This window comes from Tistrella mobilis (assembly GCF_041468085.1).
Classification (GTDB): Bacteria; Pseudomonadota; Alphaproteobacteria; order Tistrellales; family Tistrellaceae; genus Tistrella; species Tistrella mobilis_A.
In genome coordinates this window covers 1186374-1200186 of record NZ_CP121017.1, presented here as the reverse complement: position 1 = coordinate 1200186, position 13813 = coordinate 1186374, and the positions used below count along the sequence as shown (strand labels likewise).

Here is a 13813-nt window from a genome sequence, read left to right as displayed (position 1 = left end):
GTCGGCCACCGGCAACCCTGCCGGTGCCGCGGCCCGTTAACCCTTGTCCGTACCCGTGTCCGCAGGTCGGGCGCCCGCAGCCTTCAGGGCTGCGATCACCCGTTCCATGCGCATGCCGCGCGACCCCTTGACCAGCACCACATCCCCCGGGGCCACGCCCCGGACGACAGCAGGTGCCAGATCTTCCGCCGTGCCGGCATGGCCGCCCCGACGATCGGGATCGAGCCCGTCGTGCAGATGCATCATGGCCGGCCCGGCGGTGTAGACGACCGCCACCCCCGCGTCAACGAGGGGAGCTGTGAGTTCTCGATGAAGGCGCTCGGCGTGATCGCCCAGCTCCAGCATGTCGCCCAGAACCGCCACCAGCCGGCCGCCTTCGGCCCGGGCCAGATCGGCCCCGAGCGCGATCGCCGCCCGCATCGATTCCGGGTTGGCGTTGTAGGTTTCGTCGATGACCAGCAGCCCGCCGCCGGCCGTGGGGATGCGGATCTGGGTGCCGCGGCCTTCGGGCGCTTCCAGCGCCGCCAGCGCCGCCGCCCCCGGGCCCGCCTCCAGCCCCAGCCCGTGCAGCACGCCCAGCACCGCCAGCGCGTTCTCCACCCAATGGGCGCCCGGCACGCCGATCACGAAATCCACCGGCCGGCCGGCCACCTCGGCTGCAATCGCCGTACCGCCGCCCGCCGGGGTCGCCTTGATCAGGCGGATCATGGCGCGCTGGGCACCATGGCGGCTGGCGGCGAAATCGACCACGCGGGTTGCGGGATGGCCCAGCAGCACAGCCGCGGCCAGCCGGTCGAAATGCCGGTTGTCGCGGTTCAGCACCGCCACGCCATCGGCTTCCAGCCCGTTGAAGATCTCGGCCTTGGCGTCGGCGATCTCTTCCTCGTCGCGGAAATTGCCCAGATGGGCCGGCGCCACCTTGGTGATCAGCGCCACATGCGGCCGGGCGAGGCGCGAGAGCACGTCGATCTCGCCCGCATGGTTCATCCCCAGTTCCAGCACCGCGTAGTCGGCATCGGCCGGCATCCGCGCCAGCGACAGCGGCACGCCCCAATGGTTGTTGAAGCTGCGCAGGCTCTGATGAACCGTTCCATAGGCGCCGAGCGCCCGAGCGATGGCGCCGCGGGTGCCGGTCTTGCCGACACTGCCGGTCACCGCCACCACCCGGCCGGCGAAACGAGCGCGGGCAGCCGCACCCAGCGCCTGCAGCGCGGCCATGGTGTCGCCCACCCGGATCAGCCTTGCGGCCGCATCGGCGGGCAGATCTTCGGGCACCCGATGGACCAGGGCTGCAGCCGCGCCATTGGCCAGCGCCGCCGCCAGATAGTCGTGGCCGTCATTGGTATCGCCCAGCAGCGCCACGAACAGATCGCCGGGGCGGACCTCGCGGCTGTCGATCGCGACACCCGAAATGGCGGCATCAGCCCCCGCAGAGGAACCGCCGGTTGCCGCAACGACCGCGTCAATCGTCCAGAGAGGCCGGGTGATGCTCATGCCGCCCCTCCCCCGATCACCGTACCGCCATGGGCACGCAGGGCTGCGCGCGCAACCTCGCGGTCGTCGAAGGGCAGCACCCGATCGCCGACCTTCTGGCCGGTCTCGTGGCCCTTGCCGGCGATCACCAGCACGTCGCCGGCCCCCAGGCCGGCAATGGCGGTGTCGATCGCCGCGGCCCGGTCGCCGATCTCGACCAGATCGGGGCCGGCCGCCAGGATCTCGGCGCGGATCGCCGCCGGGTCCTCGCTGCGCGGATTGTCGTCGGTGACGATGGCGTGGTCGGCCTCGCGGAGCGCGATCCTGCCCATCGCCGGACGCTTGGTGCGGTCGCGATCGCCGCCGCAACCGAACACGGTCACCACCCGGTCATGGGCATGGGGGCGCACCGCCTTCAGCACCGTCTCCAGCGCATCGGGGGTATGGGCGTAATCCACCAGCACCGGTGCACCGGCAGCGCTGGTGCCGACCTGCTCCATGCGCCCGGGTACCGCCTTCAGATAGGGCAGTGCCGCGACAACCGCCTCGGGCGCAGCACCGCAGCCGATGGCCAGCCCCATGGCGGCCAGCACGTTATGGGCCTGGAAGCTGCCGGTCAGCCCCAGGCCGAACTCATGACGCTGGCCGCGATATTCGATCGCCACATGCAGGCCGCCGCCGGCCATCGGCTCCACCGAAACCAGGCGCAGGACCCGGGCCTTGCGGCCGTAATCGATCACCGCCAGCGGCCGCTTCAGGGCCGCGCGGACAAAATGGTCGTAATGGCTGCTGTCGGCATTGATCACCGCATAGCCGGCCGGCGCCGCGATCTCGGCGAACAGCTTCAGCTTGGCGTCGCGATAGGCTTCGATCGTGCCGTGATAATCCAGATGGTCATGGGTCAGGTTGGTGAAGGCAACCGCGACCGGCGCGATGCCGTCCAGCCTGTGCTGATCCAGCCCGTGGCTGGACGCCTCCATCGCCAGATGCCCCACCCCGGCCCGCGCCGCCTGATCCAGCAGACGGTGCAGCGCCACGGGATCGACCGTGGTCAGCCCCGGCGCAGCCAGATCGCCCGGCCCGTCATAGCCGAGCGTGCCGAGGCTGGCGGCGGCCAGGCCCAGCCGCACCCAGATCTGGCGGGTGAACGACACCACCGAGCTTTTGCCGTTGGTGCCGGTGGCCGCCGCGATCACGCCCGGACGCTTCGGATAGAAGCGGCTGGCCATGCGGGCGAGTGCGCCGCGGACGTCCCGGGTCTCGACCAGCACCACACCCGCCGGCACCACCGTCCCTGTCGGGGCGAGCACGGCGACGGCGCCCGCCGCCATGGCTTCCGGAATGAAGTCACGCCCGTCGCGCACCGTGCCCGGGACGGCGGCGAAGAGCATGCCCGGCCGCACGGCGCGGCTGTCGGCGGTGATGCCCGTGATCCGGGTATCACCGCCGATCGCGGTCGCATCGCGGTCGATCAGCTCAATAAGCCGCATTCGTCACCTCGGTATCCGACTGGGGGAGATCGGCGGTGACGGAGGTTTCGTCCTCGTCGCCCACCAGCGCATAGCGCAGCTCGTTGTCGCGGTTCTGCGGCAGCACCGGCATCGGGTTGGGGCTGCCGTCGGCCGACATCGGCCGCACACCCAGGATCGGCGCGATCCGGCGGATCAGCTCACCCGCCGTCGGGGCGGCGTTCCAGCCCGAGGTCGAATAGCCATAGGTCTTGGGCGTGGGCTTGGGCTCGTCGAGCGTGACCAGCACCACATAGCGCGGATCCTGCATCGGGAAGCCGCCCAGGAACGAGGTCAGCAGCGCCTTGCGCCGATAGCCGCCGGCACCCGCCTTTTCCGCCGTGCCGGTCTTGCCGCCGACCAGATAGCCCGGGACCTGCGCCTTCTTGGCGGTGCCGTCCTGAACCACGCTGACCATCATCCTGCGCACCTGGGCGGTGACCTCCGGGGCGATCACCTGCTCGCGGACCACCCGCTCGCCCGGCTGATGCTTGACCAGGGTGGCGGGCACCTTGAAACCGCCATTCATCAGCACCGCCATGCCGCCCACGGCCTGAAGCGGGCTCACCGCCGCACCATGGCCGAAGCCGATGGTCATGACGTTGACCTCGCGCCAGGGATTGGGGGCCTGGGGCAGACCCACCTCGGGAAGCTCGATCCGGGCCGGGGTCAGGAAGCCGAAGCGGCGCATATAGTCCTGCTGCCGGGTTGCCCCCACCGCCAGCGCCATCTTGGCGGCGCCGATATTGGACGAATAGAGCATGATCTCGGGCACGCTCAGCCAGCGCCGCTCGGGATGGAAGTCGCGGATGGTGAAGCGGCCGATCTTGATCGGATCGGTGGCATCGAAGCCGCCATCGATCTTCACCACGCCTGCATCCAGCGCCTCTGCGGCGGTGAAGGCCTTGAAGATCGAGCCCATCTCGTAAACGCCGAGCGTCGCCCGGTTGAACATCGCCGGATCTTCGGGGTTGACCGGGGCGTTCGGGTCGAAATCGGGCAGCGAGACCATGGCCAGGATCTCGCCGTTGCGCGCATCCATCACGATGCCGGTCGCACCGATCGCCTGGAATTCCTGCACCGCGTCGCGCAGCACCTCACGCATCACCTGCTGAACGCGGATGTCGATCGAGGTGACCAGGGGCCCGCGGCCGGTCTCGGCACGTTCGCGCAGCGTGCGGTCAAGCCCCTGCTCCAGCCCGCCACGGCCGGTGTTGTCGACATTGGTGAAGCCGATCACATGCGAGGTCAGCCGGCCCTGGGGATAGATCCGGCGCTGCTCGCGCTGGAAATAAAGCCCCGGAATGCCGAGCGCATTGATCTCGTACTGCTGTTCGGGCTTCAGCCCGCGCTGAATCCAGACGAAACGCCGGTCGCCCGACAGCTGGGCGATCAGGTCGGTCTGGTTCAGATGGGGCAGCACGGTGCGCAGCTTCACCGCCGCCTCTACCGGATCAAGCACCAGCTTGGGATCGGCATAGAGCGAGGCGGTGATCAGGTTGGAGGCCAGCAGCACGCCGTTGCGATCGGTGATGTCGGCACGGTCCAGCACCAGCTGCGGCGGCGGCGCGCCGCGGGCGACCCGGGGCTCGCCGCCTTCATGCAGCACGCCCACCGCAATCAGCTTGATCGACAGCGCAATGAAGGCGAGCGCGAAGAAGGCCGCGGTGAACAGCACGCGATTGCGGCCGGTCTCCAGCGCCTGTTTCACATTGCCGTCGAGCTTGACCGCCCGCGCAACACCCAGCCGCACCCGGCGGGCACGCGGCAGCGGCACGCGCGGCTTGCGCGGCGCCTCGGGCGCCGCTTCCTGCGGGCGGCCGCGATCCTCGCGGCGGGGGCCGAAGCGGTCGTCGCGGTTCATCGCGCACCCCCTGTCAGCACCACGCCGCTCTGATCGAGAACGCTGTCGATCGCGGCATCGATCGAAGACCGGGGCGCCGGCTGTGCCGCGGCGACCGTTGCATCACGCGGTGCAGACGCGACCGTTGCGTTGCGCGGCGCAGACGCGACCGTCGTGCTGCGCGGTTCCGGGACATGGTCGACCAGCGGCCAGGTGGCCGGCGGGGTGCCGGGCTTGGATCTGGGCCTGGGCTCGGTCTCGGCGCGCGGCAGCGGCAGAGAGGCCAGGCTCACCAGCTGCGCCCCCTCAAGCGGCCGGATGTCGAGATATTCGCCGGCCAGACGCTCCAGCCGCTCAGGGTTGTTCAGATAGGCCCATTCGGCCTTGAGCACATGGATCGCCTCCTGCTCGCGCAGCAGTTCGGCATTGCGCGCGACATAGGCGTCTTCCAGGCTGGCCACCCGGTATTTCACCCAGAACAGACCGGCCGCGATCGCGGCCGTGCAGCCCAGAAGCAGGACGGTGCCGGGACGGATCATCGGGCAGGCTCCCTGAACAGGCCCTGGGCATCGGCGGGGGCATCCCAGGCGGCGGCATCGGTGCGCCGGGCGACCCGCAGCTTGGCGGAGCGGGCACGCGGATTGACGGCAGTCTCGGCCTCTCCCGCCACGATCGGGCGGGTGCCGGTGATGGCGAAACTGGGGGCCGTGCGGTCGCGATCGGCCACGACGGCGACATGGCGTGACGGGTTGGCGCCGCGGCCGGCACGCGCGGTCAGGAACCGCTTGACCAGCCGGTCTTCCAGGCTGTGGAAGGTGACGGCCGCCAGACGGCCGCCGGGCTTCAGCCGGCGCTCGGCCGCCACCAGCCCGCGCAGGATCTCGCCCAGCTCGTCGTTCACATGGATGCGGATCGCCTGGAAGCTGCGGGTCGCAGGGTCGATCTGGTCGCGGCCGCGCGGCGGCAGGGCGGAGCGCACCGCATCGGCCAGCGCCGCCGTGGTCTCGAACGGCCGGCCGCGGGTGATCGCCCGCGCCACCCGGCGCGACGCCCGCTCCTCGCCATAGAGCCAGATCACATCGGCGATCTCGCGTTCCTCGGCGGTGTTCACGAAATCGGCGGCGCTCATGCCCGCCCGCTCCATCCGCATGTCGAGCGGACCGTCATGGCGGAAGGAGAAACCGCGCTCGGCCTGATCGAGCTGCATCGACGACACGCCGAAATCGAAGGCGACCACATCGACCATCGGCTCGCCCGCGGCATCGAGCAGCGCGTCCATGTCGCCGAACCGGCCCTGCAGGAAACGGAAGCGGCCGCCACTCTCGGCCTCCAGCGCCCGCCCGGCCTCGGCCGCGGTCGGATCGCGGTCGATGCCATAGACCCGGGCGGCGCCGGCCGCCAGATAGCCGCGGGAATAGCCGCCGGCCCCGAAGGTCGCATCGACCACCACCGCGCCATCGACCGGGGCGGAGGCGGCCAGCACCTCGGGCAGCAGCACCGAAACATGAGGGGTGTTGGTCGCGGGAGCGGACATGATCATGCGCCCTCCCCGCCTTCGGACGGCTCGACCGGGGCGGCGGCCGGAGCCGGCCGCGCGATCGCGGGCGCACGTGCGGGGTCGAGCCGCAGCCGGCCACGATTGGCCAGCGCCAGTTCGCGCGCCGCCGCCTGATGCTCGGCGAAGCGCTCCGGCTGCCACAGCTCGAAGGTACGGCCCTTGCCCACGAAAATCACCTTGTCTTCCAGCCCGGCGATCTCCATCAGCCGCTTCGACAACACCACACGGCCTTCGGGATCGAAGGGCAGCTGCTGGCATTCGGCGAGGATGGCGGTCGCGAAGGCGTCACGTTCTTCCGAAAACGGATCGAACGTCTCGATACTTTCCGACAGTTGAAGGATACGATCGTAGCCACAGGCTTCGACCGCAGGGTTGATGAACGACGGATAGGCGACGATACCCTTGAACTCCTGGTTGCCAAGAGCAGCACGGAACTGAGGGGGCACGGACACGCGAGCCTTCTTGTCGATCGTCTTTTCGAATGTCGACAGGAACAGCGCCACCCGGCGAACTCCTCGAGACCACTCTGCTCCGGAGGGACCGGAGCCCTGCTGGCGTTGCCCTCCATGGCTGACCGGTCCGATCGCCACCGGGGCGATCCTTCAGGCCAGGCCCCGAAATCTGGACCAGGACTTTCCGAAGCGGATCCCTCTGCCCCGCCACCCGTTTCCACCCGCCGTCCTGGAACGGATTGGGCCGAGATGGGTAAAGCTGGGAATCTTTGGATCCTTGAGCCGAAGGTATCGAATGGACCTTGGGGGGTCAAGCGGACATTCCGCTGGAAGTCCTTGAAAATTCTTCGATGAAACAGATGCTTGGCAAATGCTGCGCACATATGTCAGCAACACGGCGCAGGGCCTTGAAATCACGGGACAGTGTTCGATTATCCGTGAACAAAAGGTGAACTTATGAATCCTTGCAGTATGCAACAGTGGCAGCATCTCCGAGCATACGTCCGGAGGGGGGATTGTCCCAGGTTTTCCCAAAAATGACTCAGCCGTCCCAACCCTGCCCGGACCGATACCGGTGGCCGATGGTCCGCGCTTGCGTGCGCACATGTGGGAGAGGGTGGGATGAGGGGTTCAGACGGCCTGTAAGCCGGGTTCTGTCCACACCCCCGAAGGGGCGCTGGATGACCATTCCTCTGGGACGCCCGTCGCCGGACGCCTCTCGCGACCAACCCGAACCGCCAGGCCGGAAACAGGCCCTGCCGCAACCGATGGTTTCGGTTCGGCACGCGGTTCCTATTCGGTCTTGCTCCCGGTGGGGTTTACCATGCCGCCCCCGTTGCCGGGGGCGCGGTGCGCTCTTACCGCACCCTTTCACCCTTGCCCGGCACGCACAGGCAACCCGAAGGTTTCATATGCGCCGGCCGGGCGGTCTGCTCTCTGTGGCACTTTCCCTGGGGTCGCCCCCGCCGGGCGTTACCCGGCACCGTGTTTCCGTGGAGCCCGGACTTTCCTCCCCGCCATCCGCCCGAGGGCGCCGGCAGGGCGGCCATCCGGCCGTCTGAACCCGGCGCCACCATGCAGCAGCGCCCCCGGCGGGTCAAGGCCGGCGACGGCAGATCAGCCTGCCCGCGGATCCCGGGCGAAAACCTGCTCCACCGCGAAGATCATCTGGGCGGTGTCGGGCCCGCAGACCCCGCCAGCCAGGCCAAGAAAACGCGACTGGAAGGCATGGACCACAGACCGGGTCACCAGATCATAGATGCCGTCGGTCTGGATACGGTAGCCGATGGCCGCCAGCGCCCGCTGGATATCGGTCACCGCCTGGCCGCTGTCGCCTTCGCGGAGCGTCAGGCCCAACTCGCCCGGGACCGGCCGGTTGGCCGGCATCAGGGCGAGCCCTTTTGCCGCCAGACGGTACCAGTCGAACCGCTCCCCCGGATCATATTTGCGGGCCGGCGCGATGTCGGAATGCCCGACCACCCGGGCCGGCGCGATGTCGTGCCGGGCCAGAATGCCGCCCAGCAGCGCCTCCACCGCCTGCATCTGGGGTTCGGGAAAGTCGCGATAGCCCCATTCATGGCCGGGATTGACGATTTCGATGCCGATCGAGACGTCGTTCAAACGCTCGCGCCCGCGCCACCACGACACGCCGGCATGCCAGGCGCGACGGTCTTCCGGCACCATGCGGGTGATGCGGCCGTCTTCCTCCACCACCCAATGGGCACTCACCCGGGATGCCGGATCGGCCAGCCAGTCGATCGCGACCTCGGCCGTGGGCATCCCGGTATAATGCAGCACCACCATGTCGGGCCGCGCGCCGTCGGGCCGCTCGTCGTGATTGGGCGAGGGGCGTTCGGCCAGCGGGAAGCGGGCGAGTTCGGGAAAACGATCGGCGATTTGGGCAGACATGGGACGGAACCCCCCGGATCGGGATCAGCGCAGCCGCCTGAGCGGCCCCGGCAGACGACGAAGCTGGACCACGGCGACGCCCGAGACGATGAGCACGCCGCCCGCCATCTCCATCATCCCCACGGTCTCGCCCATCAGCAGCACGCCGGCCAGCACGCCGCAGACCGGCACCAGCAGCATGTAGATCGTCACCTGCCCCACCGAATAGCGGCCGAGCAGAAAATACCAGGCGCCGTAGGCGATCAGCGAGGCCCCGCCCAGGATGTAGGCAAGCGCCACCACCGTCGCCCAGTCCAGGCTGGCCAGCGCATCCCCCTGGCCGTCCTCGAACAGGAAAGACAGGATCAGCAGCGGCCCGACACAGAACGGGCCGAGCCAGGCGTTCAGCATCTGCGGCGACAGCGCGCCGTGCCGACCCAGCTGCTTGATCTGGACATTGGAATAGGCCCAGAGCCCGCCGGCCATCAGCCCGACCGCCAGCCCGTCGAGCTGGGTGAGCACCTTGGGGTCGCCTGCGACCAGCACGACACCGATCATGCCCAGCACCAGACCCGCAATATGGCGCGTCGTCAGCTTCTCGCCCAGCACTGCCCAGGCACAGACCGCAGCGAACGGCACCTCGATCTGGATCGCAACCGACATCGTCGAGGCGTCGACGCCCAGCGACAGCGCCACGAACATCAGCCCGAAATGCCCGACCCCCAGGGTAAGACCGATACCGGCCAGCAAGGGCAGCTGGCTGCGCCGGGGCCAGGGCAGAAAGGGCGCCAGAATCAGAAACAGCACGCCGAAGCGCAGCGCCACCAGGAAAAGCGGCGGCACGGTCGCGGTCGCGATCTTGACCGCAACGAAATTGCCGCCCCAGATCGCCACCACCAGCAGCGCCAGCAGCACATGGCCGGGCGTCATCGGCGTGATGGCCGGTGCCGCCGCCGGAGCAGAGGCGGCGCGGCTCACGGCCGGGCCTTCGCGGCGGCGATGGCCTCGCGCTTCTCTTCCAGTTCCAGCCAGCGTTCCTCGGCCGCATCCAGCTCTGCCCGCGCCGCGGCGGTGCGCGCCGCGGCCGCCTGGGCTGCCGCGGGATCCCGGGCATAAAGCCCGGGATCGGCCATCTTCTCGGCCAGCCGGGCGATCTCGGCTTCCAGTTTCTCGATGGTCTTCGGCAGCAGATCCAGCTCTCGCGCTTCCTTGAACGACAGCTTCTGCGGTGCCTGGGCGCGAGGCTTCTCCTGCGGCCTGGCCTCGGCCTTGCGGGCGGCAGCCTCAACCCGTCCGGCTTCGCGCGCCGCCTCGGCCGCCTTGCGACGCTGGGCATCGGCATCGCTCCAGCCGCCGGCATATTCGGTGATCACGCCATCGCCATCGACCGCGATCACCGAAGTCGCCAGCCGGTCGAGGAAGGCGCGGTCATGGCTGATCAGCAGCACCGTACCGTCATACTGATCGAGCACGTCTTCCAGCAGATCCAGCGTATCGAGATCCAGATCGTTGGTCGGCTCGTCCATGACCAGCAGGTTGCACGGCTTCAGGAACAGCTTGGCCAGCAGCAGCCGGTTGCGCTCACCACCCGACAGGGCCTTGACCTTCTGCCGGGCCTGCCCCTCGTCGAACAGGAAGTCGCGCAGATAGGCCACGACATGGCGCGGCTGGCCGCGCACCACCACCTGATCGCCGCCGCCATCGGCCAGCGTATCCCACAGCGTCGCCTCGGGGTCGAGCGCCGCGCGATGCTGGTCGAAATAGGCGATCTCCAGATTGGTACCGAGCCGCACCTCGCCCTGATCGGGCTGAAGCTCGCCGATCAGCATCTTGACCAGCGTGGTCTTGCCGGCGCCGTTGCGGCCGATGATGCCCACCCGGGCGCCGCGCATGATCCGGGTCGAAAACCCGTCGGCGACGGTGATCGGCCCCGAGGGCGTATCGAAATGCTTGACCAGGTTTTCGGCCTCGATCACCAGCCGGCCGCTGGTATCGGCGGTGGCGACCGCGATGCCGGCGCGGGCGCGGGTGCGCTCGATATCCTGGCGCTCGGTCGCAAGCTGGGCGCGCAGTTCATGCACGGCGCGGGCGCGGCGCTCGTTGCGCTTGCGCCGGGCCGTCAGCCCCTCGTTCAGCCACAGCGTCTCGCGGGCCAGCCTGTCGGCCATCTTGGCCAGACGCTGATCCTCTTCGGCACGCAGATCCTCGATCTGGGTCTCGAAGGCCTGATAGCCCAGGTCATAGCGGGTCAGGCGGCGCCGGTAGAGCCAGGCGACCGACCCCGCCACCCGCTCCAGGAAGGCGCGGTCATGGCTGATGACGACCAGCCCGCCGCGGAAGCGCTGCAGCTCGCCTTCCAGCCATTCGATGGTCGGCAGGTCCATATGGTTGGTCGGCTCGTCCAGCATCAGCAGCTCGGGCTCGATCGCCAGCGCCCGCGCCAGGGCCGCGCGGCGCCGGGTGCCGCCCGACAGCTCGCTCATCTGCCGTTCGGGATCCAGCGACAGCGGCACCGCCACCTGGTCGACCCGGTAATGCCGGTCGGCCTGGCCCGCCTCGGCCAGCCCCTCTTCTATATAGGCGCGCACGGTGGTACCGGCGGGCGTCTGCGGGTCCTGGGCCATATAGGCGGCGCGCAGGCCCGGCCGCCGGGCGATCTCGCCGCCATCGGGCTCGATCAGCCCGCCCATGATCCGGAGCATGGTCGACTTGCCGGCACCGTTGCGCCCGACCAGCGCGATCCGGTCGCCGGCCGAGACGGCGATGGTCGCCTCCTCGATCAGATCACCGCCACCACCCAGGGTGACGCGGATGCCGGTGAGAGAGATGAGCGGTGCGGACATGGGATGACGGGCTTCCGGACGAAGGACGGGACGACATGCGGCCAGGACGGCCGTGCTGGCCGGGCCGGCAGGATGCGTCGATGCGCCCGGTCGTGCAAGCGCCGGATATGCATGGCCGGCAGCCGCCTCAGCGCGCCCCGCGCAGCCTCAGGATCCGGTCATAGGCCTCGTTGATCGCGGCGATCTTGCGGGTCGCGATCTGGATCATCTCTTCGGGCAGGCCTTCGGCCACCAGACGGTCGGGGTGGTGCTCCCGCGCAAGCCGGCGATAGGCGGCCTTCACCTCCTCCATGGGCGCGTCGCGGGAAATGCCCAGAATGGCATAGGGGTCGGCATCGCCGCCGGGTTCGATGCCGCGCATGGCCAGCAGCCGGTCGAGCACGGCGCGGTCCAGGCCGAAAAGCCGGGCGACCTCGGTCAGGAAACGGCGTTCGGCCTCGCCCACCGACCCGTCGGCGCGGGCAATCTCCAGCAGGGCGTCGAGCAGTTCCTCCAGCACCGCCGGGCGATCGTGGAACAGAGCCGCGATCTGACGGGCATAGGGCTCGAAGCCCTCGGCATCCTTCTTCGCCTCGTCGAAGATCTGTGCAACCCGGCCGACCTCGTGCTCCGGCACCGTGAAGACGCGGCGGAAGGCGGCGATCTCGTCGCGGGTGACCCGGCCGTCGGCCTTGGCCATCTTGGCGCCGAGCACGATCACCGCGATCGCGAAGGCCTGTTCACGATGGGCGCGATCCAGCGGCAGGGCCGTGGCCTCGCCGGCTTCGTTGTAGCGGTCCACCGCGTGCCCCATCACGGCACCCACCAGCGCGCCGATCGGGCCGCCCATGGCGAAACCCGCCGCCCCACCGACGACCTTGCCCCAGAAACTCATCTGCGCCGGACCCCCGCGCCCTCTGCTGCGGCCACGGCGCGGCCCTGCTGCCGCGCTGCACCATGGGGTGGAGCAAACACCAATCGGCCCGCGCGCGCAAGGACGCCCTGCCGCCCGCCCGATGATCATGCCGTGCGCACCAAGGCGATCGTTTCGCCGAAGGGTTTCGCCCCAAAAAGATAAGACATTTTGCCGACGATTTATTGACATTTTGTCACTGAGACGCGATCGTTTCCGGGACGGGAGCTGCCGGGGAGGCGGCGCCGTCGGGTCCGAACCGGCCGGGTGCCCCCGCGCATCACCAGAGCCGGACGGATCGGGGTTTTACGGCAACACATGACGCACCGGCTGCCGCCGGTCGCGTGAGGGGAGACGAGCAGAGATGTTCAGGACGTGGATCGGTGCGGCGCTGGTCGCCGGCATGGTGGGTTTCGGTGGCGCTGCGGCACAGGCGGCGGAAGCCTGGGACATGCCGATGGCCTATCCCGACGGCAACTTCCACACCAAGCTTGGCCGCGAATTCGCCGAGAAGGTGAAGGCCGACACCAATGGCGAGGTGGTGATCACCGTCCATGGCGGCGGCTCGCTGTTCAAGGGCGACGAAATCAAGCGCGCGGTTCAGCGTGGCACCGCGCCGATCGGCGAGCGGCTGATCTCGGCCCTGTCGAATGAAGATCCGCTCTTCGCGCTGGACGCCGTGCCCTTCCTCGCCACCGATTACGATCAGGCCTGGAAGCTCTATCAGGCCTCCAAGCCGGCGCTGACCGAGCGTCTGGCCAAGGAGAACCTGCACTTCCTCTATGCCATCGCCTGGCCGCCGCAGGGCATCTACGCCAACAAGGCGATCGAGAGCGCGGCCGATATGAAGGGCCTGAAGTTCCGCACCTACAACGCCACCATGGCCCGCCTGGCCGAGCTGCTGCAGATGGTGCCGACCCAGATCGAGGCGGCGGAGCTGTCGCAGGCGCTGGCCACCGGCACGGTCGAGGCGATGATCACCTCGGGCGCCACCGGCGTCGACAGCCAGGTGTGGGAGCAGGTGAAGTACTTCTACGACGTGCAGGCCTGGCTGCCCAAGAACATGGTGTTCGTGAACAAGCGCGCCTGGGACAAGCTGGACCCGAAGACGCAGGAGGCCGTCACCCGGGCCGCCGCCGACATCGAGGCCAAGGGCTGGAAGATGAGCGAGGAACTGGCCCAGGGCTATCTGAAGACCCTGGCCGAAAACGGCATGACCGTCTCGAAGCCCTCGGCTGCGCTGGCCTCGGACATGACCACGATCGGCGAGAAGATGACCGCCGAATGGGAAGCGGGTGCCGGCGACACCGGCAAGAAGATCATCGCCGATTATCGGGCGAAGTGATCCTGCCGCCTG

The 13813-nt window shown here is 69.0% G+C and carries 10 protein-coding genes, 1 other RNA gene and 1 pseudogene; 1 reads left to right on the top strand and 11 read right to left on the bottom strand.

Features of this window, described 5'->3' with window-relative positions; translation table 11 throughout:
• Positions 1-36 precede the first annotated feature (36 nt).
• The 11 genes and pseudogenes from murF to P7L68_RS11190 all read right to left on the bottom strand — a co-directional run bounded on the left by murF (position 37) and on the right by P7L68_RS11190 (position 12438).
• On the bottom strand, positions 37-1494 hold the full coding sequence (gene murF, locus P7L68_RS11240; protein ID WP_372005280.1) for a UDP-N-acetylmuramoyl-tripeptide--D-alanyl-D-alanine ligase: 1458 nt from the start codon (positions 1492-1494) through the stop codon (positions 37-39).
• Positions 1491-2963, bottom strand: coding sequence for a UDP-N-acetylmuramoyl-L-alanyl-D-glutamate--2,6-diaminopimelate ligase (locus P7L68_RS11235; RefSeq protein ID WP_372005278.1), 1473 nt, complete (start codon positions 2961-2963; stop codon positions 1491-1493). The genes murF and P7L68_RS11235 overlap by 4 nt, the downstream gene beginning before the upstream one ends.
• Positions 2950-4845, bottom strand: a complete 1896-nt coding sequence (locus P7L68_RS11230; protein ID WP_372005276.1) for a peptidoglycan D,D-transpeptidase FtsI family protein — start codon at positions 4843-4845, stop codon at positions 2950-2952. Before P7L68_RS11230 ends, P7L68_RS11235 begins: the two co-directional genes overlap by 14 nt.
• Entirely contained in the window at positions 4842-5363 is a 522-nt protein-coding gene (locus tag P7L68_RS11225; RefSeq protein WP_372005273.1) for a hypothetical protein, read from the bottom strand. The genes P7L68_RS11230 and P7L68_RS11225 overlap by 4 nt, the downstream gene beginning before the upstream one ends.
• Positions 5360-6364 carry a 16S rRNA (cytosine(1402)-N(4))-methyltransferase RsmH gene (rsmH, locus tag P7L68_RS11220; protein WP_372005270.1) on the bottom strand — a complete coding sequence of 335 codons (1005 nt, stop codon included), beginning with the start codon at positions 6362-6364 and terminating at the stop codon, positions 5360-5362. The genes P7L68_RS11225 and rsmH overlap by 4 nt, the downstream gene beginning before the upstream one ends.
• Before the next feature lie 83 nt (positions 6365-6447).
• A pseudogene (locus P7L68_RS11215) lies at positions 6448-6885 on the bottom strand (division/cell wall cluster transcriptional repressor MraZ); the annotation flags it as partial.
• A gap of 575 nt (positions 6886-7460) precedes the next feature.
• Positions 7461-7895, bottom strand: an RNA gene (gene rnpB, locus P7L68_RS11210) — RNase P RNA component class A.
• Positions 7896-7950: 55 nt separating this feature from the next.
• Entirely contained in the window at positions 7951-8742 is a 792-nt protein-coding gene (locus P7L68_RS11205) for an N-acetylmuramoyl-L-alanine amidase (RefSeq protein WP_372005267.1), read from the bottom strand.
• 24 nt (positions 8743-8766) lie between these two features.
• Positions 8767-9699: a DMT family transporter gene (locus P7L68_RS11200; RefSeq protein WP_372005264.1), complete on the bottom strand. Its 933-nt coding sequence runs from the start codon at positions 9697-9699 to the stop codon at positions 8767-8769.
• Positions 9696-11564: an ABC-F family ATP-binding cassette domain-containing protein gene (locus tag P7L68_RS11195; RefSeq protein ID WP_372005262.1), complete on the bottom strand. Its 1869-nt coding sequence runs from the start codon at positions 11562-11564 to the stop codon at positions 9696-9698. The genes P7L68_RS11200 and P7L68_RS11195 overlap by 4 nt, the downstream gene beginning before the upstream one ends.
• 127 nt (positions 11565-11691) lie before the next feature.
• Positions 11692-12438: a TerB family tellurite resistance protein gene (locus tag P7L68_RS11190; RefSeq protein ID WP_372005260.1), complete on the bottom strand. Its 747-nt coding sequence runs from the start codon at positions 12436-12438 to the stop codon at positions 11692-11694.
• 382 nt (positions 12439-12820) lie between these two features.
• On the opposite strand from P7L68_RS11190, the gene P7L68_RS11185 reads away from it, so the two are divergent.
• On the top strand, positions 12821-13801 hold the full coding sequence (locus tag P7L68_RS11185; RefSeq protein ID WP_372005258.1) for a TRAP transporter substrate-binding protein: 981 nt from the start codon (positions 12821-12823) through the stop codon (positions 13799-13801).
• The last annotated feature ends 12 nt before the right edge of the window (positions 13802-13813 follow it).

Excerpts from the sequence above, each read along its gene's own strand:
- murF (WP_372005280.1), bottom strand. The coding sequence starts at position 1,494 with ATGAGCATCACCCGGCCTCTCTGGACGATTGACGCGGTCGTTGCGGCA.
- P7L68_RS11235 (WP_372005278.1), bottom strand. The coding sequence starts at position 2,963 with ATGCGGCTTATTGAGCTGATCGACCGCGATGCGACCGCGATCGGCGGT.
- P7L68_RS11230 (WP_372005276.1), bottom strand. The coding sequence starts at position 4,845 with ATGAACCGCGACGACCGCTTCGGCCCCCGCCGCGAGGATCGCGGCCGC.
- P7L68_RS11225 (WP_372005273.1), bottom strand. The coding sequence starts at position 5,363 with ATGATCCGTCCCGGCACCGTCCTGCTTCTGGGCTGCACGGCCGCGATC.
- rsmH (WP_372005270.1), bottom strand. The coding sequence starts at position 6,364 with ATGATCATGTCCGCTCCCGCGACCAACACCCCTCATGTTTCGGTGCTG.
- P7L68_RS11205 (WP_372005267.1), bottom strand. The coding sequence starts at position 8,742 with ATGTCTGCCCAAATCGCCGATCGTTTTCCCGAACTCGCCCGCTTCCCG.
- P7L68_RS11195 (WP_372005262.1), bottom strand. The coding sequence starts at position 11,564 with ATGTCCGCACCGCTCATCTCTCTCACCGGCATCCGCGTCACCCTGGGT.
- P7L68_RS11190 (WP_372005260.1), bottom strand. The coding sequence starts at position 12,438 with ATGAGTTTCTGGGGCAAGGTCGTCGGTGGGGCGGCGGGTTTCGCCATG.
- P7L68_RS11185 (WP_372005258.1), top strand. The coding sequence starts at position 12,821 with ATGTTCAGGACGTGGATCGGTGCGGCGCTGGTCGCCGGCATGGTGGGT.